Below are 18,078 nucleotides of genomic sequence, written 5' to 3'. Positions count from 1 at the left end.
AAATAAAATCTATAAACAAACTCATGATTTTTTTAAGGGGGAGCTAGCAATGCAAAGACGTTCATTTTTAAAGAAAGCCACTATTGGCGCTGGTGCTGCAGCTCTAGCTACACCGGCACTTGCGCAAAACTTACCAACTTTGAATTGGCGCTTGGTATCCAGCTTTCCTAAATCATTGGATACCTTGTTTGGTACGCCAGAAGTCTTTGCAAGTGCATTACGTAAAGCAACTGATGGAAAATTCAATGTCAAGGTATTTGCAGCAGGAGAGGTGGTTCCAGCTCTGCAAGTTTTAGACGCAGTTCAAAATGGCACAGTAGAGTGTGGACATACTGCGAGTTATTACTACTTAGGTAAAAACAGTGCTTTCATCTTTGATACTGCCGCTCCATTTGGTATGACAGCCAGACAGCAAGCTGCTTGGATGCTCCATGGCAATGGTATGAAGTTAATGCGTGAGCTCTATGCGAGTTACAACATCGTCAATTTCCTAGGTGGACAGACTGGCACGCAAATGGGTGGCTGGTTTCGCAAAGAGATTAAATCTCCAGAGGATTTAAAGGGTCTGAAATTCCGTATCGCAGGCTTTGCAGGGCAAGTGCTTGCAAAGCTAGGTGTTGTTCCACAGCAGCTACCTGCTGGTGAGATCTATTCAGCCTTAGAAAAAGGCACGATTGATGCTGCAGAATTTGTTGGCCCATACGATGATGAGAAGTTAGGCCTGGCTAAAGTAGCTAAAAATTATTATTACCCTGCGTTTTGGGAAGGCGCCGCAGGATTATCTTTCTTGGTTAATAAGAAGCAGTGGGATTCATTGCCGCCTTCTTACCAAGCGGCATGGGAAGCGGCCTGTTTTGAAGCGCATACAGACATGTGTGCCAAGTATGATGCGCTCAACCCACCAGCATTACAGCGCCTTTTACAAAATGGTGCGGTACTGCGTAAGTTCAACACTACGATCCTGGACGCATGCTTTAAAGCTAGTCAAGAAACCTACGCGGAAGAATCTGCCAAGAATCCACAATTTAAAAAGATTTTTGAGGACTACCGCGCCTTTAGGAATATGGAAGCCCAGTGGTTTAATGTGGCTGAGCAAGCGTTTTCACAATACAGTTTTAACAAGAAACTTTAACCAGAACAGCATTTAGTAATAGGGCTCCTAGTGGGCCCTATTTCTTTTTGGCGACTCTACGTTTGTTACTATCATGCCATGTTTGATTCGATTGCCTCTTCATTAGTTCAGTCTTTTCATGCGCACTCATTCATATTTTTTGTGTGTGCAGTGATTAGTGTGATCATCGTCGGGGTGTCAAAAAGCGGCTTTGGTGCGGGTCTTGGTATTCTGTCGCTACCATTGATGGCAAGCCAATCCAGTATTAACGAAGCCCTAGCAATTTTGCTGCCACTTTTAATTGCAATTGATTTAGTAGGGATGCGTAGATTTATTCGCAATGCTAACTGGCGTATTCTGAAAATTATCACGCCACCAGCAATTGTGGGTCTTCTCCTGGGGATGATTTTCTTTACCGCTATTACTCCAAAAGTATTAACGCTATCCATTGGTATTTTTACTCTTCTGTTTTTGATTCAGAATCTCGCTATGTCGCGTATGGAGTTGAAAGATACCAAGTCTTATCCATGGCTTGGGCGCGCCATGGGCATGACCTCGGGGTTCACTTCTTTTGTAGCGCATATTGGCGGTCCGCCAATTACCGTTTATATGCTTCGAGAGAATCTTTTGCCGATGGCCTACACCTCGACCTTGGGGATCTTCTTTACGGTCATTAATTTTGGCAAGCTTGGACCATATGCCTATTTAGATCTTCTCAATTACCAACAGCTAGCAACCTCAATCATCTTATTGCCCTGTGTGCCTATTGGCGTCTACTTTGGCTTTTACTTAGCCAAAAGAATCTCTATGAAATGGTATTACCGTACAGTGAGATTCTTTTTGCTAGTCGCTAGCATCAAATTAATTTCTGATGGGCTTATGTAGTTTTCAGTACTTGCTGTAAAAAGCGTGAGATATCCATCAGCTCTTCGTGATTCACTGAGTGCTCCATCGGATATTCATTCCAATCTACTTGATAACCCATGGATTCAAGCAGAGCATATGATGCTTGCGCTCGATCCAGAGTAACTACTGGATCATAAGTTCCATGCGCCATAAAGATGGGGGTAGTGGAATTTGCAGAATGTTTTTCTATATTGGCACTCATTGCGAGAGGTAGGTATCCCGATAAGGCAATAATGCCTGCCAGCTTGTGTGGAAAACGCAGGCCAATATGTAATGCCAATGCGCAGCCTTGTGAAAAGCCTGCTAGGACGATTTTTTCGTATGCAATTCCGCGACTAGCCTCTTTTTCAATAAGCTCAACTATTGCAGTTGCTGACTTCTGTATGCCGGCCGCATCTTCTTGATCCATGAGGTTTCGGCCGATGATGTCATACCAGGCAGGCATTACATAGCCGCCATTCACAGTGACGGGCATGCTGGGCGCACTAGGAAATATAAAGCGAATTCCGGGGCAACCGGTGAGTTTTAATTCTGGAATGATTGGTACGAAGTCATTGCCATCGGCGCCGAGGCCGTGGAGCCAAATAACTGCAGCGGTTGGGTTCGGGCTAGTTTCTAGTTCAATGCAAGGGAGCATATCAATTTTCTCTTAATGAATTTGAATCGATCATTATCGACTCATATAGGCTTCTTCGTTGTAGGTTGACACCCAGTGTGGTCTGAAAATAAGCAGTATGGCCAAGAGCATTCCGGACAAAGAACCTTCCATGAACGCAATAATAATAAGACCCAAGAACCATCCTTCGAAATCTAGCTGATTTGCTTCACCCATTACCAGCCTGATAACAAGCAGGAGGGTTCCCGATAGAATCACGCTCATAAAAGCAGCTACATAACCATTGCCAAGAATTAGAACAAATAAATGCTTTGGTATAAATCGTTGAATAACTTGAATGGATAGGTAAGCAAACATTGTAGGCAGCACGCACACCATTAAATAATGTTGCGAAGCGGCTTCATAGTTTCCTTGGATTGCATAGATTCCTAGAAATGCCACTGGAAATAAAATGGCAAGGGCGATTGCCGGTCCAAACATTGCTGTTAGCAGTGAGGCGCCATAAAAGTGGAAGATCAAACCATAAAACTTTCCAGCAGGTTGGCCTGGAAGGCTTGGTGAGATATTCCAGGCAATTACCAAAAAGAGAATGGTGGCTGGAGCCAACCAATTAAGGGGCGCCTTTAAAAATATGCGGGTCGGACTTGTAATCAAGGCTCCCAGAAAAATGGCTACTGCTAGGCCCAACCAAATCATATTGCCTCTATTTACTTAGGTAGGTGAATAGCTCAGTCTAACTAAAGCCTAGATAAAACCTATCGGCACTTTCACTAGGGTGGGCGCGGAACTGAGTAGAATCTCCCTATACATCCCATTTATATAGGCCACTCATGAATTCCAAAAAGCTAACCAACTTCATTTTAGGGGCGATGGTCTTGGGTGTGTTGGCAGGTTATTTGGTAAATCTGTATGGTGCCGGAACAACTTTTCCCGTCTAGTATGTAACCTATATCTCCATCTTGACGGACGTATTCTTGCGCTTGATCAAAATGATCATTGCGCCATTGGTGTTTGCAACGCTAGTTGTTGGTATTGCCAAGATGGGTGATGCCTCAACAATCGGTCGAGCGGGATTAAAAACCTTTGCATGGTTTATATCTATGTCTTTGGTATCCCTATTGCTCGGCTTGGTGATGGTGAATATCCTGCAACCAGGTGTTGGGGTGGAGTTAACTCTGCCGGAGATTGCTGCTAGTACTGGATTGAATAAGAGCAGTCTTAATCTTCCTGAATTTGTGAGACATATTTTTCCTGTCAGCATCTTTGATGCAATGGCAAAAAATGAGATCTTGCAAATTGTTGTGTTTGCCGTCTTCTTTGGTGTGGGTGCAGCTGGTATGGGTGCGCGAGCAGATGAATTCATTCGCAACCTCGATATGCTCTCCCACATCATGCTCAAGATTACAACGGCAGTGATGAAGCTTGCTCCAATAGCGGTATTCTCGGCCGTCTCATCAGTAATTGCGGAGAATGGCGTAGGCATATTAATGACCTACGGCAAGTTCATGTTGAGCTTTTATGCATCCATCTTTACGCTCTGGATAGTGATTATTCTCATCAGTTCTCTCGTTCTTAAAAAACGCACTTTGCACTTAGTAAAGATGTTGCGTGAGCCAGCATTATTGGCGTTTACAACGGCCAGCTCTGAAGCTGCTTATCCCATGACGTTAGAGAGGGTAGAGCGCTTTGGTTGTAAAAACAAAATTGCCTCATTTGTCTTGCCCGTGGGTTATTCATTTAATCTAGATGGCTCAATGATGTACTGCACTTTTGCTGCAGTCTTTATTGCACAGGTCTACGGTATTGAAATGGAGTTAAGTCAACAGCTCTTAATGCTGCTTGTATTAATGATTACATCTAAAGGTATTGCGGGTGTGCCTCGCGCCTCTTTGGTGGTTATTGCGGCAACCTTATCGCAATTTAACTTGCCTGAAGCTGGAGTGTTATTGATCCTTGGGGTTGATCATTTCTTAGATATGGCACGTTCTGCAACCAATGTTTTGGGCAATGGTTTGGCTACAGCCGTCATATCTAAATGGGAAGGTGAATTAGAGGGCTAGGTAAATCCCCTCAAATGTAGTCGTAATTTGATACATGCAGGTGTAAGATCAGTTTCATGGCTTGCTCTAGACAGAGAGGGTTGTGATGAGACCGTTTTATATCGATTACCCACAGGAAAAAATTGCAGAGCATCAGCATGCCTATCGGTGCCTGCATTGCAAGATCCCCACTACGGTTATTTTCGGCTTGCTCGAGAATCATGCTAAAGATTGTGCCTATCTAATACATCAAGGTAGATGGACCCAACTAGAGGCAAGCCTCAAGCCTACCCAAAAACATTTTGATGAACCACACATTGATGAGGTGGATTAATGAAAACATATCCTATAGCGTTAGAGCTTACTGTATGGATGGATCTTGGTCTAAATCAATATGAAGTAACGATTGATGAGGTCTCTAAGATTTCGATTAAACGAACAGACGATGTACTTCGAACAAGGGAGTTGTCCGGCAATGAGGTCAGTACTTTAATTGCTGCTATAGAATCTTTGAGGGTACCAGTCAGTGAGGAGCCAAAAGAGGTTGGAGCGAAGCCTTCTGCCAGTTACGAGTTGATTGTGGAGTCTGCCCACTTCTCCCTGGAATTTAATTGGGAGGATATGGATTTAAAAGGAGTGAGTGCAAAGGTATTTGCATCAGTAGCCGCTCTGACTGCTGTAGTAGAGAGCTTGGATTTGGCTCACTAAGATTCTTTTTAAGCTTCCACCACAATAAATTCTCCTAGGGATATTCTGTCTCTAAATTGCGAGAACGAAAAGAGCGCCTTAATTTTCCTAGTATTGATGACCTCAATTTTTCCGTCTGGTGTGAGGTTGGCAAGATAATCCCCTTCCGGAAACAGTGCTTCAGGAATACTTTCAGTATCGAGCATTTGAGCTGGCAATACTAAGCTCTTTGTTATTTTGATGCGCATGACTCATATTAAGTAATAGGAGTTAGAACGATTTTTTGAATTGCACAGTTTCTAAATCAATTGCACCAAAATAGGGGCTAACTATCTACTGCAAGGTAATAGCTTGCACAGAAGGGGTGCAATATTTATTTGCTAGATTTTAGGCGGCTACTTTTACGAGTCTTTTCATAAAAGGAATTCGGCTTATTCGAAACCCACTGGATAAACTTTTTCATTTCGGGGTGATCTCGCAAAATCTGAGCATGATGGTATTGCTGGGCGAGCTCGGTTTCGGTAAACAAGGCATGTATTTGTTTGTGGCAAATGCGATGTAGATACTCCGTAGTTTTTCCGCCCTTCGATTTTGGAATGAGGTGGTGAGCATCCCTTTGCGAGGCCGGAATGGGGCGATCACAGATAGGACAAATGATTTCAGCTGGCTTATGTAAAGCCGGCACCTCTTGAGAAATCAATTTTTGACGAATTTTTCCAATCATATGAGGGTCTTGGCTATCTTGTGGGGCAATGTCACGGGCTCAAGCTAGTTTAGTAAATAAGTCTTAAACTTGCTGGGTGCCAAAACCCATAACCCTCTCCGAACCCGACCTATCTCGCCTTATAGAAATGGCTTGGGAGGATCGCACGCCATTTGATGCCATTGAGAAAAGCTTTGGTTTGGGTGAGCCCCAGGTGATCGCCATCATGCGCAAAGAGCTCAAGCGTAGTTCATTTGAGCTCTGGCGTAAAAGAGTGACTGGACGAGCAACTAAACATAGTGCTTTGCGCAGTGAAGATGTCACTCGAGCTTACTGCCCAACTCAATATAAGAATAAATGAAGCATCCTGAGCGCCTCATTCTGATTTTGGGTGATCAGCTTGATTTGCAGAGCTCTGCCTTGCGAGATATTGATCCCAATGCGGATCAAATCATCATGATTGAGTCAGCCAATGAGGCACAGTATGTTTGGACGCATAAAGCCAAAATTGCCTTATTTCTATCTGCAATGCGTCACTTTGCAGTTGAGCTCGAAAAGCAGGGTTATCCGCTGACTTATATAAAAAGTTCGCCACTGTCTATTGTTGAGGTTCTGAGAGAGCAGATTCTAAAAAATAAAGTAAAGCGTTTGGTTTGTATTGAACCAGGCGAATGGCGACTCAAGCAGGCGCTCGAGGCGTTAGCCAAAGAACTTGGATTTAAATTAGAAATGCGGGAGGATGAGCATTTTTATTGTTCCCGCCAAGAGTTTGTAGAGTGGGCGGCAAATAAAAAAGAGTTCAGACTGGAATATTTCTATCGATTGATGCGTAAGCGGCACAATATATTGGTAGACCGTGAAGGTAATCCCGAGGGTGGGCAGTGGAACTTTGATCAAGATAACCGTAAACCCTACCCTAAAAAGGGCCCAGGCATCATCGATGCTCCAGCATCGTTTGAAGCAGACGCAATTACACAAGAAGTGCTGGATTGGGTCCAAAAGACTTACCCAGACCATCCCGGATCTTTGGATGCATTTAATTGGCCCGTTACCAGGGGGCAGGCAGTTCAAGCTTTGGAGTATTTTGTTGAGTATCGCTTAAGAAACTTTGGTGTTTATCAGGATGCGATGTGGACTGATACGCCCTTTGGATGGCACTCCATTTTATCGAGTGCACTCAACCTGAAGTTGCTTAATCCGCGCGAAGTGGTGAATGCAGTGTTAGTGGCTTGGAGAAAATATTCTTTAGATCTTTCAACTATTGAAGGCTTCATTCGGCAGATTTTAGGGTGGCGCGAGTTTGTGCGTGGCATGTATTACCTAGATATGCCAAAGATGGCGCAGGATAATTACTACCAGCATCAACGCCCATTGCCAAAATGGTACTGGAATGGCCAGACACAAATGGCTTGTATGAAAGACGCCATAGGCCAAACACTGCAATATGGCTATGCCCATCACATTCAGCGCTTAATGGTGACAGGTAACTTTGCTCTTTTAGCAGAAATTCTGCCGCAGGAAGTATGTGAGTGGTATTTGGCTATATATGTGGATGCGATTGAATGGGTTGAGCTTCCTAATACGGCAGGCATGGCCTTATTTGCTAATGGCGGTAGATTTACAAGCAAGCCTTATATAGCCAGTGGAGCCTACATTAAGCGGATGAGTAACTATTGCGGGTCTTGTAAATATAAACCTGAGGTTCGTTACGGAGAAGATGCATGCCCCATCACAACTTTGTATTGGAATTTCTTAATCAAGCATCGAGACCAATTTGAGGCTAGCCCAAGAACGAGACTCATGACCGCCAATCTGAAGCGTATAAGCGACGAAGATCAAGCAGAAATTACGCTGCATGCACAGAAAATACTAAATCACTTGGATGATCTTTGAAAATCATGACAAAGACATCGTTTAAGGGTAATAAAAGCTCTCTGCCATCGAAGATTTGCGCGGTTTGTAAAAAAGAGATGACATGGAGAAAGTCCTGGGCAAAAAACTGGGAGTCAGTGAAGTATTGCTCGGATGCCTGTAGGGCAAAAAAGACTTCATAAAGCAGTGGGTAATAATTATTTGCTGCCCACATCAAAAATAAGGCCACTCGAAAGTGGCCTTTATTGTTTTGCGAATGCAATCTTCAGATTATTTTCCGCACGGGAATTTACCCGCTAAGAATCGCAAAATAGTATCTGCTGCAGGCTCAGTAGCGTACTTGGTATTCGCATCGGCCCACTTGACGTATTCCTGAATTACTTCTTTGCGAGTTGGTGCAGGCTGCTTTACGCAAATGAATTCAGGGGCTGACTTAGGGTTGCGTGTAACCAAGTAGGTGTCATATACAGCTTGGCCATAAATCTCACAAGTAATGAAGGTGCCGTTAGTACCTTTGCAGTCCTGCAAAAGCTCTTGTGTACTAATCATATTGGCTGCTTGAGCGCCGGTTGCGAATCCTAAAACTGCGCTAGTCAATGCCATTAATAAAATCTGCTTTTTCATGATGATTCTTTCGTATTAGTCTTAAATGAAGTTTGTTATGGTCGGCTGATTAGCGTCTGCCTCTAAAGCCGCCACCGCCAAAATGTTCTCCGCCTGCGCGGGCACCGCCACCACCAAAGCGATCGCCGCCGCCATTAAATTTGGCGCCACGGGCATCACCAAAGCCGCTGGAATCATTTCTGAAATTACTAGGGTTGTTATCGCGAGCACCGGAATTGCGGTCACCTAGATTGCGATCTCCAGAGCGATCGTTTTGTCCTGGGTTGCGATCGCCATCGCGATTACTTAGGTTGCCGCGATCATCGCTGCTGATACCATTCTTTTGAAGATTTTGACGCAGCTGATCGCGTTCCGCATCACGGTTAGCGCTACCGCCACCAACGTTCGCATTGCGACGTTGCTGATCAGGCTTCCAATCGCTTGTGCCATTCTTGTTGCCGGACCAATTGCTATTGGTATTGCGGTTGAAGTTATTAAAGTTATTGTTATTCACAGTGAGTGAGCCGCCTCCATAGCCGCCACCCCAATGACATCCACCCCATAAGGCGGCACCCACTGCCATGCCAACTCCAAAAGAAAGGAGGGCGGTGCTAGCAACATAACCAGGTGGATAGTAGGCAACTGGTGGATAGGCTGGATAAGGCCATGCGCCATAAACCACTGTTGGGTTATATGAAGGTACGTACACCACTTGTGGGTTGGCTGGTTGAATCACAATGGTTTCTGAAGAACCACTTCCTTGGGTGGTTACGGTTTGCTGAGAATTGGATTGCAATGCTCCAGTCTTCTTTGCTTTGGCACGCAAAGCTTGAATCGCACTCATGGTGTCGGATTGCTGAGCTAATACAGCGTTGCCTAAATTTTGGGTCCAAGATAATTGTGAGCCCATCATTTCTAAAACCGGAGGGAACGAAACCAAAGACTTCACGCTCGCATCCCAGTTCTGTTGTTGCAATGCCGTATTCAGAGCATTACCTTTTAGATTGCTATTGGCACGTAACCAATTGGTGGCCTCAGAGACCTCTAAAGGGTAAGTTGATGCCATCAGAATTTGTGAGACCAAAGGATCTGGATATAAAGCAATTGGAGCAACGAGCGCCTCTAATTGGGCTTGAGATTGCTTGTTTGCCTGTGTTTGACTGTTGCCTTGGGCGTAAGCAACTGGAACTACTGCAGGCAAGCTGAGCGCGGTAACTAGTAACCCTGCTAGTAATTGAGAGGGAATTCCCCGTTTTTTTGGTGCCAACATTAGCGCATCCTTTTGATTGAATAGAAAATATTCTACTCAATCCTGGGTCGCATGCTTCAATTTCCAGAAAATCTACTCTCAGACATTTGAGATGATTTAAAGTCACCAGATTCGGTTTAGACGAGCGTAATTCAATGATTTTGTACTCCTATCGTAGATGTCCTTATGCAATGCGGGCGCGCATGGCTTTGAGATATGCCGGTATTGATGTTGAACATCGAGAAATTGAGTTGCGCAACAAGCCGCAATCAATGCTGCTAGCTTCCCCTAAGGGTACTGTTCCAGTGCTTTGTATAGGCGACGTAGTTTTGGATGAAAGCTTGGACATCATGCGTTGGGCAATCTCGCAATCTGATCCTGATGGGTGGGGTAGTGCTGATGATGCTATTGCTCAGGTATGGATTGCAAAAAATGATGGTCCCTTTAAAGTCCTGTTAGATCAATATAAATATCCCAACAGATTTCCGGAGTTGGATCAAGCAGCGGTTCTCCAAGAGGCATTGCAAATCATGTTGCTGCCCATAGAGCAGTCACTTCAAGCGACCCAATACTTAATGGGCGATAAGATGACTTGGGTGGATGTAGCTATCTTTCCATTTATTAGACAGTTTTCAATGGTTGATGCCAAAAAATTTGAGCAATTACCAATATCAGATACTAAGAAATGGTTGGCTCAGCATCTGGAGTCGGAATTGTTTCAATCTGTAATGTATAAGTACCCCGTCTGGCGGGATTAAGGATTGCAGTGCTTGCATTTTGAGGGATCTGCAAATTTAAATACCTTCATGCCTTCGGTTTGCTTGTGTTCACATTTAATACAGCTCCAGATTTTGGCAATCTCCTCATCTGTTGCGAGCCCACAGGCCTTGCATGGCAGGCCACGTTTTACATCTGTGATCCAAAATCCAGGAGTGTTGCACTGGGGGCAGACTGAGTTCATCTTATTTGCTAGGTCAATCGCAGCCTTACGAATATTTTCCATCCGGGTTGGATTGGCAAAGGCGCGTAAATCATTTTCGACGTAGACGATACCTTTTGAGGATAGGCTTTTTGCCCAATCAAAGGCATCCTTTAGTTCCGCTAAATCTTGAATCCCTTTTCTCGATTGCGGGTGATATTCATCAGTGGGTTTGATGACTAAGTGGTGCGATGGAAAGAGTGCGGAATCAGCAAATTTTTTGAGCTCTTCCCAATGTGTTGCGTAGCTACTCTCATTTTGGGCTGGACCACTAGCAAATCCAGTTAGTTCAAGTTGGTGTTTTTGGTCTATCAGCACAAGCAATTCATTATTCCAGGGGATAGCGCCGGTGTAAGGGTCATTCATAAACGCACCTTCATTGGCCAAGCCCAAGTCAAGCTTGAGTAATTCCATTCCGATAGCAGCTTTTTTGCGGGCTGCATCTAATTGTGAGCCGTATCGAGGCGTTTCCTGTGTAAATGTGCCCAGTAAATCAGTATCGTAGGTGTCCGTATGCTCTACAAAGCAATCTACTTCGGTATTGAGTACTTCGCCGATCACCTTTTCTTTGCCGTGCTTGGTTAATAAGCTGGCTGATCGTTTGGAAAAGATGCCCATAGGTTTCTTATTTGCTTATAAAGTATTTCTACAACAATGCTGTGGCAATCAGGGTGTAAAGCGGAATGCCCAAAATAATGTTGAACGGAAAAGTAATTCCTAAAGACATGCCCATATATAAAGCGGGGTTCACTTCGGGTAAGGCGTGACGTAAAACTGCTGGAACTGCAATATACGATGCGCTTGAGGCCAATACCATGAGGAGAATGGTGTTTCCTAAAGGGAGTCCAATGAGTTTACAAAGCACTAATGCTAAGAGTGCATGTGACAGCGGTGAGCCAATCGCGTAGAGCAAGGTAATGGGCGGTTTACCTCTTAAGCCCTTAAAGTTTCTGGCGGCCATAAGTCCCATGTCTAGCAAGAAGAAAGCTAGCATGCCTTTAAAGAGATCGATCGAAAAGGGCGCCATTAACTTTTGACCTGAGTCTCCGCTCACCAGGGCCACTACCATTGATCCCAGTAACAGTAATTGCGCTCCATCGGTAAAAGACTCATGAAGTATTTTGGAGATACCGGTAGGCTCGTTTTTTACGCTCGAGCCTGTTGACATGGCTGCCCGGGCTTTATTGGCCAAGACAATTGCCAGAATAATAGCGGGGGATTCCATCAGCGCCATCGCTGCCGCCATATGACCGCCATAAGTAATACCAAATTGATCTAAATATTGTGTGGCAGTAATGAAGGTAACAGCGCTGACCGAACCGTAAGTGGCTGCAATTGCAGCAGCATCAAATGCACTTAACTTTCTTCTGAGAATCAAGTAGCCAATGATGGGAATAATGACAGCAAGAAATATCGCCAACCCCAAAGAAAAAGCAATCTCAGTAGTAAAGCCGGACTTGTGAAGCGCAAAGCCACCTTTCAGACCAAGCGCCATTAATAAATAGAGCGAAAGAAACCTAGAGATTTGCGGAGGAATTTCTAGGTTGGATTTTACGGAGCCGGCAAAAACCCCAAAGATAAAAAACAGTATGGCGGGGTCCAGAAAATTAGTCATGGTTTAAGGATTTATTAGTTTTTTTGTTTAATAATTGCCTGCACAAGAGGGTGTTGGATTTTCTTCTCAGAGCGAATCGCATAAAAGTATTCATATATGTCATCACAGCTGCCCAGCAATTCGATGCCATAGGTATCTTTAAGATCTTTTTCAATCAGTTTGCCTGCAGGAAAGATGCCAAGCCCACTGGCAGCAAAGGTCTTTAGTAGGGCGCTATCTTCAAACTCTCCAACAATATTTGGAATAATGTCGTGTTTTTTCAGCCATTGATCAATCAGCGGGCGCACAGTAGAGTGTGCTGTAGGCAACAGTACTGGCAGATCATTTAAGCACTCCGGAAACTTTCCTTTTGCTTTTTTGGAAAGCTGCTTGGGTGCATACCAGGCGATAACTGTTTTTGTTAACTCTTCGCTATAGACGTTTAGATTTTTATTGTTCGGAGCTGGGCGGTCGGCTAATACGATGTCTAGTCGATGCAAAGCGAGGTCTGCCAGCAAATCATCAAACTCCCCTTCATGCGCAATCAATTGAACGTCTTTGTGTTTCAAGATGGGCTCGAGCATTTGCCTGGTAACAAATTTCGGCAGTCCATCAGAAACGCCAACCGTAATTTTGGTTTTAGGAGACTTGGCGGCATCTCTCACTGCTTCTGGCAGTCTCTCTCCGATAGAAAAGATTTGATCAGCAATTTCTAAGGCTGCAAATCCTGATTCAGTGAGGGCGATTCCTCTCCCGGCTGGCTTGAAGAGCATATACCCCAGCGATTTCTCTAATTCATGTACTTGAGCGCTAATGGTTTGTATAGCCATATCCAGGCGTTCTGCCGCCTTAGACATGCTGCCCTCTTTGGCAACCACCCAAAAGTAATAAAGGTGACGATAGTTGTAGGTGTTGGCCATATTCAGTTTTTTCCGAAATTACTATCAATATATATCTGCTTTTAGCTAAATACAAATAAGCCTACATTAACCCCATAGTTAGTCATGGCATTTCATGTACTGCTTATTTAATCTAAACAGATAGAGGTATTCAATTGGAACTATTTAGCCCTGAGTTTTTTTCGGCACTACTAGCGATTGTGGTGATTGATTTAGTTTTGGCAGGCGATAACGCTATTGTAATTGCGATGGCTGCCAGAAATTTACCGGCCCATTTGCAAAAGAAGGCCATTGTATGGGGAGCAGTAGGCGCAATTGCAGTCAGAAGCGCAATGACACTGGTAGTGGTGTATTTGTTAAAGATCCCTGGCTTGATGCTAATTGGCGGATTGCTCTTAGTGTGGATTGCTTACAAACTGCTAATCCCTGCAAAAGATGAGGATGGTGGTCATAGCAATGCTTCCACTAGTTTTTGGGGCGCTATGAAAACCATTGTGATTGCTGACGCAGTCATGGGTTTAGATAACGTCTTGGCGGTAGCAGGTGCATCTCATGGAAGTTATATATTGGTAGTGCTTGGTTTACTCATCAGCATTCCAATCGTAATTTGGGGTTCAACACAAATCCTGAAGTTGGTTGAGCGCTACCCATCCATTACCTATATAGGTGCTGGTGTATTGGCATGGACTGCGGCAAAGATGATGATCTCTGAGCCTATGGTTAAGGAAATGCAGTTATTCCAGAACCCTGCTTTTGGGTATGCAGTCCAGGTGCTTGTGATATTTGGTGTTCTGTTTGGTGGTTTTATGAAGAGTAGGTTGGCGTTGGAGGAGACAATTGCGCCAGCTGTAGTTGATGCAGAAGTATCCGATAAGCAGTCTTATAACGTAGGAGAAAAGGTAATGAACAAAGTTCTAATCCCAGTTGATGATTCTAGTAATGCGTTAATGGCTTTGAAACATGCAGTCAATATGTACGGTAATGATCGTCAAACACACTTTCATATCTGTAATGTGCAACCCACGCTGTACACACACATCAGAAAGTTTTTAAGTAAACAAACCATTAATGAGTGGCAAGCAGAGCGTGCTCAAACAGCCGCAAAGTCAGCATCCGAATTTTTGGAAAAAGCAGGCGCGAATTTCTCCTTCTCTTATGTGACTGGCGATAAGGGGGAAGCTTTGCGAGATGAGGCGCAGCGCTTAGAGTGCAATCGCATTGTGATTGGAACTGCTAAGAAAAATACGCTCAGCCGCTTGTTTGAAAATTCGACAACAGCCAAGCTACTGGAAATCAGTGATATTCCAGTTGAGGTAGTCACTGGCAAGTCTTTATCTACGCTTGAGCGTTGGGGCATCCCAGCACTGGGCGCTGGTGCAGCAACCGCCTTAATGGCGGCAGTAATCGACTAGTTTTACATCCTGCGGTTCTCTTTATGCCCTCTACCCGAGGGCATTTTTTTGAGCAAATACTCAGTAAATAACAGAATTATTATCAATAAACATCTGCTTTATTAAGAATAAAGATCGCCTTATATTTAATCCAAGATGTTCAACAAAGGAGATAAATCATGAATGTCATATTGGAAACAAAAGAACAAATCGAACCAGAATTTAAAACATTCACAGAGAATCGCGTGAAGTTCTCTCTGAAGAGACTCTTTTGGTTGGTAAGAAAAATTAAAGTGAAGTATTCCTCTGTAGCCCAGGCAAAAACAGGCTGTAATCAAAACTGCATTATTGAATTGCAAACTTTTGATAATCGGCAGATTGAGGTGAGCTTCACTGCAAGAGACCGGAGAACGGCTTTGGATATGGGTTTAAAGAAAGTCTATAAGCATATGCAAAAGGCTTTTAATAAGGCTCAGAAGTACGGTCGCTTATCTGGCCGAGCGTATGCTTGAGCTTGCAGATGGCTTTGTCGCTTATCTGTGATCTAATAAGATGAATAAACGGGGAGTAGCCTGCCCATTAATGGGTCTCACATATCGTCATTACGGCCTTCGCGCCCGGTATGTGAGTAATTTTTAAGGCAAGACCATTTACTATTTTCTAAATGGCCAAATATTGACTTTCCACCTCAAAAACCTTCGTTCTGGCATTCTTTTGCCCGTTTACGCCCCAAATTGGGGACGTTTTCTTGCTCTTACGCCTAGCTGGTTGGATAATTTGCGTTTAAATACTTTGCAAGTTGGACGTATGACGCGGTACCGATGGTTGGTCATTACTTTTGCTAGCACCCTGATGGTGACAAATGTCAGTGCACAATCTAAAAAAACGTTCACTATCAATGACTTGATCTCTATCTCCTTGGAGTCAAGTCCACAAGTCTTGGCTGCCCGTGATCAAGCTAAGGCAATTAAAGGACAGCTGTCGACAGCAAGAGCTATTCCGAATCCAGAGTTTGAGGTGAGTACAGGCCAGCAACGATCGGCTACCGGTCCTTTGACGGTAGGTAATGTTTCATCATGGGCCGTTACTCAGCCATTGGACATGCCTTACACCCGCTTCCCTAGGGTAAATGCTGCCGAGGCAAATTTACGTGCAGCTGAAGCAACGCGTGTTGCTTTTGAAGTTGAGACGATTTCGAGAGTGCAGCAGCGCTTTTACGAACTCATGCGCCGTGAAGCGGAACAAAAAGCTGCCGAAGAGGATATGAGTTTGACGAAACAGATTCGTGATCGTATGCAAATTCGATATGACGTTGGTGAAACAGCCCGCTTCGAATTGATTCGAGTGCAAACGGAATTTCTCAATGCGCAAATTGCTGCAGAGTCTAGTAAGTTACGCGTGGAGCAGGCTCGTAGTCAGTTACGCCAAGTGGTGGGCCATCAATTGCCTGCAGATTTTACAGTTGTAGCGGAGCAGCCAAAACCTGAGGTCTTGCCATCATTAACTCAATTGTTAAACGAGGTTCAGAGTCAAAGTCCAGAGCTGCAAAAGGCAAAGGCAGAGGTGGAGGCAACTGAATCTAAATTGAGTTTTGAAAAAAATTCACGCTTACCTCGCTTGGCATTTAAGGCATCTCAATATAACGACCCTAACTTCACTGATCGCCTTTATGGTTTGCAAGTGAGTATTCCGATTTGGGACTTTAAGGGCGGTCAGATTGCTGAGGCTGAAGCCAACGCCTCTAAAGCAAAAAATCAATTGAATGCTCAAAGCCAAACCCTAGATCAGCAAATGGAAACTGCTTATAAGCTTTATCAAATGACTAGTTACCAAGTCAAAATATTAAGCTCAGAAGTGGTTGAGTTAGCAGCTAGTGCGCGCCGCATTGCTGAGGTTTCTTATCGCTATGGTGAGCGCGGCATGCTCGAGTATTTGGATGCGCAAAGAACCTTTAGGGCAGCGCGTAATGATTTGATTAAGGCACGTTTTGATTTGGCTTCTGTGGTAACTGAGATTCAGAGATTAAGAGCGAGCCCAGAGTGGCTTGCGAAGATAGAAAGTGGAATGCAATGAACCAAGAGTTAGCAGCCATGCTGAAAAGGGTAAAAGTCTGGAAGACCTTTTTGGTGCGAAAGATTAAATTCCATAAGAAGGAATTATTCGGCCAAATTCTACAGACCCAGAACCAGTGGTATGCACAAGCCCACCAATGGCTTGGAGAGCACGTGCCTGCCGTTACCGGCCGCTATGACAAATCGCCGCATTGGTTTAAAAAGGGCATGTTTTATCTGCCTTGGTTCTGTGCATTCATCATTATTCTGAATTACTTCAACGTATTTGATAGAAGTCCTGCAGTTAAATCAGTGCAAGACCCGAATATGGTTGTAGTTAATGAAGATTTGCATAAGATGATTGCGGATGGCAAGGTTCAAGTGTCTCCTTTTGTGGAAGAGTTGCGGGCTTCTGGCCGAATTGATTTCAACGAGCGCTTTTTGGCGCGGATTGGCGCGAATGTCACGGGGCGCGTATCTGAGATACTCGCTGTGCCGGGTCAGCAAGTAAAACAAGGCGATATTCTGGCGAAAATTACCTCTACTGAATTAACTCAATCGCAACTAGCTTACTTAAAAGCGAAGAGCGCAAGTCAACTGGCTGATCAAGCCGCTAATCGCGCAAAAATTCTCTATAAAGAGGATGTGATTGCTCTTGCAGAACTGCAAAGGCGCGAAGCCGAGGCGAGTAGTGCTAAGGCAGAGTTTCGTGCTGCGAATGATCAATTAAAAGTTCAGGGGATGGATCAAGCAAACATTGATAAGCTTGCCAAAACTGGTGTGATTGAATCCATTAATAATGTGATTGCCACAATTCCAGGTGAGATTGTTGAGCGAAAGATTAATCGTGGTCAGGTTGTACAACCTTCCGATGCATTATTTACAGTGGCCGATCTGAGCACCCTATGGGCTGTTTCTGAGGTACCTGAGAGTAACTCCTATCTGATGCAAAAAGGACAAAAGGCTTCGGTCATCATTCCTGCACTTAGAAATCAAGAGATTGAAGGCGTCATTGCCCACGTTGATTCGATCGTAAATCCCCAGACTCGTACAGTGGTCGTTCGTATGGATTTGCCTAATAATAATGGCTCAATTAAGCCTGGTATGTTGGCAACCATGTTGATTGAGAGTCAGCCGGTTGAGAAGTTGGTTGTGCCCTTAGGCGCCATCGTTCGAGAAGATAACCATGACCACGTTTTTGTGAGATTGGATGATGACACTTATCGTATGGTGGCTGTCAAGCTCGGTCCAGAGGGCAAAGGATATCGTCCGGTGATATCAGGCCTCAAAGAAGGTCAAGAGATTGCTATTGAAGGTGCTTATCACTTAAACACAGAGCGTAAGCGTCAGCTTAGTGGCGGATAACAGGCGGGTAAAT

General features: G+C 44.3%; 21 protein-coding genes and 2 pseudogenes. 14 read left to right on the top strand and 9 right to left on the bottom strand.

Annotated features, from left to right (window positions below; translation table 11 throughout):
* The first annotated feature begins 49 nt into the window (after window positions 1–49).
* Window positions 50–1,132 (top strand): TRAP transporter substrate-binding protein, encoded by a 1,083-nt coding sequence (locus JaK3_RS09775; RefSeq protein WP_068324257.1) that lies wholly within the window; start codon window positions 50–52, stop codon window positions 1,130–1,132.
* Window positions 1,133–1,210: 78 nt separating this feature from the next.
* Window positions 1,211–1,996, top strand: a complete 786-nt coding sequence (locus JaK3_RS09770) for a sulfite exporter TauE/SafE family protein (RefSeq protein WP_068324645.1) — start codon at window positions 1,211–1,213, stop codon at window positions 1,994–1,996.
* On the opposite strand, the gene JaK3_RS09765 is transcribed toward JaK3_RS09770, so the two are convergent.
* Both JaK3_RS09765 and JaK3_RS09760 read right to left on the bottom strand, forming a co-directional pair.
* Window positions 1,989–2,654 (bottom strand): alpha/beta hydrolase, encoded by a 666-nt coding sequence (locus JaK3_RS09765; RefSeq protein ID WP_068324254.1) that lies wholly within the window; start codon window positions 2,652–2,654, stop codon window positions 1,989–1,991. The genes JaK3_RS09770 and JaK3_RS09765 overlap by 8 nt on opposite strands.
* 33 nt (window positions 2,655–2,687) lie before the next feature.
* Window positions 2,688–3,329 (bottom strand): hypothetical protein, encoded by a 642-nt coding sequence (locus JaK3_RS09760; RefSeq protein ID WP_068324251.1) that lies wholly within the window; start codon window positions 3,327–3,329, stop codon window positions 2,688–2,690.
* A 134-nt stretch (window positions 3,330–3,463) separates the two neighbouring features.
* Here JaK3_RS09760 and JaK3_RS09755 point away from each other — a divergent pair.
* From JaK3_RS09755 to JaK3_RS09745, 3 genes and pseudogenes are all read left to right on the top strand, one after another.
* Window positions 3,464–4,693: pseudogene (locus JaK3_RS09755) on the top strand (dicarboxylate/amino acid:cation symporter).
* 85 nt (window positions 4,694–4,778) lie between these two features.
* Window positions 4,779–5,006: a hypothetical protein gene (locus JaK3_RS09750; protein WP_068324248.1), complete on the top strand. Its 228-nt coding sequence runs from the start codon at window positions 4,779–4,781 to the stop codon at window positions 5,004–5,006.
* Window positions 5,006–5,380, top strand: a complete 375-nt coding sequence (locus JaK3_RS09745; protein WP_068324245.1) for a hypothetical protein — start codon at window positions 5,006–5,008, stop codon at window positions 5,378–5,380. Before JaK3_RS09750 ends, JaK3_RS09745 begins: the two co-directional genes overlap by 1 nt.
* Window positions 5,381–5,388: 8 nt before the next feature.
* Here JaK3_RS09745 and JaK3_RS09740 read toward each other — a convergent pair whose 3' ends face one another.
* Window positions 5,389–5,607, bottom strand: a complete 219-nt coding sequence (locus JaK3_RS09740; RefSeq protein WP_068324242.1) for a hypothetical protein — start codon at window positions 5,605–5,607, stop codon at window positions 5,389–5,391.
* Between the two features lie 125 nt (window positions 5,608–5,732).
* The gene (locus tag JaK3_RS09735) at window positions 5,733–6,083 is read right to left on the bottom strand and encodes an HNH endonuclease (RefSeq protein ID WP_068324239.1); all 351 of its coding nucleotides are present in this window, start codon (window positions 6,081–6,083) and stop codon (window positions 5,733–5,735) included.
* 76 nt (window positions 6,084–6,159) lie between these two features.
* On the opposite strand from JaK3_RS09735, the gene JaK3_RS09730 reads away from it, so the two are divergent.
* Genes JaK3_RS09730 through JaK3_RS10545 form a run of 3 tightly spaced genes read left to right on the top strand, consistent with a single transcriptional unit; the run spans window position 6,160 to window position 8,116 of the window.
* The gene (locus JaK3_RS09730) at window positions 6,160–6,423 is read left to right on the top strand and encodes a TIGR03643 family protein (RefSeq protein WP_068324236.1); all 264 of its coding nucleotides are present in this window, start codon (window positions 6,160–6,162) and stop codon (window positions 6,421–6,423) included.
* Window positions 6,420–7,955 carry a cryptochrome/photolyase family protein gene (locus JaK3_RS09725; RefSeq protein WP_068324233.1) on the top strand — a complete coding sequence of 512 codons (1,536 nt, stop codon included), beginning with the start codon at window positions 6,420–6,422 and terminating at the stop codon, window positions 7,953–7,955. Before JaK3_RS09730 ends, JaK3_RS09725 begins: the two co-directional genes overlap by 4 nt.
* Before the next feature lie 5 nt (window positions 7,956–7,960).
* On the top strand, window positions 7,961–8,116 hold the full coding sequence (locus JaK3_RS10545; RefSeq protein WP_082786431.1) for a DUF2256 domain-containing protein: 156 nt from the start codon (window positions 7,961–7,963) through the stop codon (window positions 8,114–8,116).
* 88 nt (window positions 8,117–8,204) lie between these two features.
* On the opposite strand, the gene JaK3_RS09715 is transcribed toward JaK3_RS10545, so the two are convergent.
* Together JaK3_RS09715 and JaK3_RS09710 are read right to left on the bottom strand one after the other, a co-directional pair.
* Window positions 8,205–8,558, bottom strand: a complete 354-nt coding sequence (locus JaK3_RS09715) for a Rap1a/Tai family immunity protein (protein WP_068324228.1) — start codon at window positions 8,556–8,558, stop codon at window positions 8,205–8,207.
* Window positions 8,559–8,607: 49 nt separating this feature from the next.
* A complete protein-coding gene (locus JaK3_RS09710) occupies window positions 8,608–9,807 on the bottom strand; it encodes a DUF3300 domain-containing protein (protein ID WP_068324225.1) in 1,200 nt (399 codons plus the stop codon).
* Window positions 9,808–9,941: 134 nt separating this feature from the next.
* On the opposite strand from JaK3_RS09710, the gene JaK3_RS09705 reads away from it, so the two are divergent.
* Entirely contained in the window at window positions 9,942–10,544 is a 603-nt protein-coding gene (locus tag JaK3_RS09705) for a glutathione S-transferase (RefSeq protein WP_082786430.1), read from the top strand.
* Here JaK3_RS09705 and JaK3_RS09700 read toward each other — a convergent pair.
* Genes JaK3_RS09700 through JaK3_RS09690 form a run of 3 tightly spaced genes read right to left on the bottom strand, consistent with a single transcriptional unit; the run spans window position 10,541 to window position 13,279 of the window.
* Window positions 10,541–11,383: a DUF6671 family protein gene (locus JaK3_RS09700; protein ID WP_068324219.1), complete on the bottom strand. Its 843-nt coding sequence runs from the start codon at window positions 11,381–11,383 to the stop codon at window positions 10,541–10,543. The two genes, JaK3_RS09705 and JaK3_RS09700, sit on opposite strands and share 4 nt — an antisense overlap.
* 28 nt (window positions 11,384–11,411) lie before the next feature.
* Window positions 11,412–12,380 carry a sodium-dependent bicarbonate transport family permease gene (locus JaK3_RS09695; protein ID WP_068324216.1) on the bottom strand — a complete coding sequence of 323 codons (969 nt, stop codon included), beginning with the start codon at window positions 12,378–12,380 and terminating at the stop codon, window positions 11,412–11,414.
* Between the two features lie 14 nt (window positions 12,381–12,394).
* Complete coding sequence (locus JaK3_RS09690) at window positions 12,395–13,279, bottom strand: LysR family transcriptional regulator (RefSeq protein WP_068324214.1); 885 nt, start codon at window positions 13,277–13,279, stop codon at window positions 12,395–12,397.
* Window positions 13,280–13,413: 134 nt separating this feature from the next.
* Between JaK3_RS09690 and JaK3_RS10890 the strand changes: the two are divergent.
* The 5 genes and pseudogenes from JaK3_RS10890 to JaK3_RS09670 all read left to right on the top strand — a co-directional run.
* Window positions 13,414–14,082 (top strand): annotated as a pseudogene (locus JaK3_RS10890) (TerC family protein); the annotation flags it as partial.
* Window positions 14,065–14,670 carry a universal stress protein gene (locus JaK3_RS10885; RefSeq protein WP_338091705.1) on the top strand — a complete coding sequence of 202 codons (606 nt, stop codon included), beginning with the start codon at window positions 14,065–14,067 and terminating at the stop codon, window positions 14,668–14,670. The pseudogene JaK3_RS10890 and the gene JaK3_RS10885, both read left to right, overlap by 18 nt.
* A gap of 158 nt (window positions 14,671–14,828) precedes the next feature.
* Window positions 14,829–15,161, top strand: a complete 333-nt coding sequence (locus JaK3_RS09680; RefSeq protein WP_068324210.1) for a hypothetical protein — start codon at window positions 14,829–14,831, stop codon at window positions 15,159–15,161.
* A 295-nt stretch (window positions 15,162–15,456) separates the two neighbouring features.
* Window positions 15,457–16,722: a TolC family protein gene (locus JaK3_RS09675; protein WP_150114267.1), complete on the top strand. Its 1,266-nt coding sequence runs from the start codon at window positions 15,457–15,459 to the stop codon at window positions 16,720–16,722.
* Window positions 16,719–18,065, top strand: coding sequence for an efflux RND transporter periplasmic adaptor subunit (locus JaK3_RS09670; RefSeq protein WP_082786428.1), 1,347 nt, complete (start codon window positions 16,719–16,721; stop codon window positions 18,063–18,065). Before JaK3_RS09675 ends, JaK3_RS09670 begins: the two co-directional genes overlap by 4 nt.
* The last annotated feature ends 13 nt before the right edge of the window (window positions 18,066–18,078 follow it).

The sequence above is a fragment of the Polynucleobacter yangtzensis genome (assembly GCF_001595965.1).
Classification (GTDB): Bacteria; Pseudomonadota; Gammaproteobacteria; order Burkholderiales; family Burkholderiaceae; genus Polynucleobacter; species Polynucleobacter yangtzensis.
This window is presented reverse-complemented; position numbering and strand designations above follow the sequence as displayed.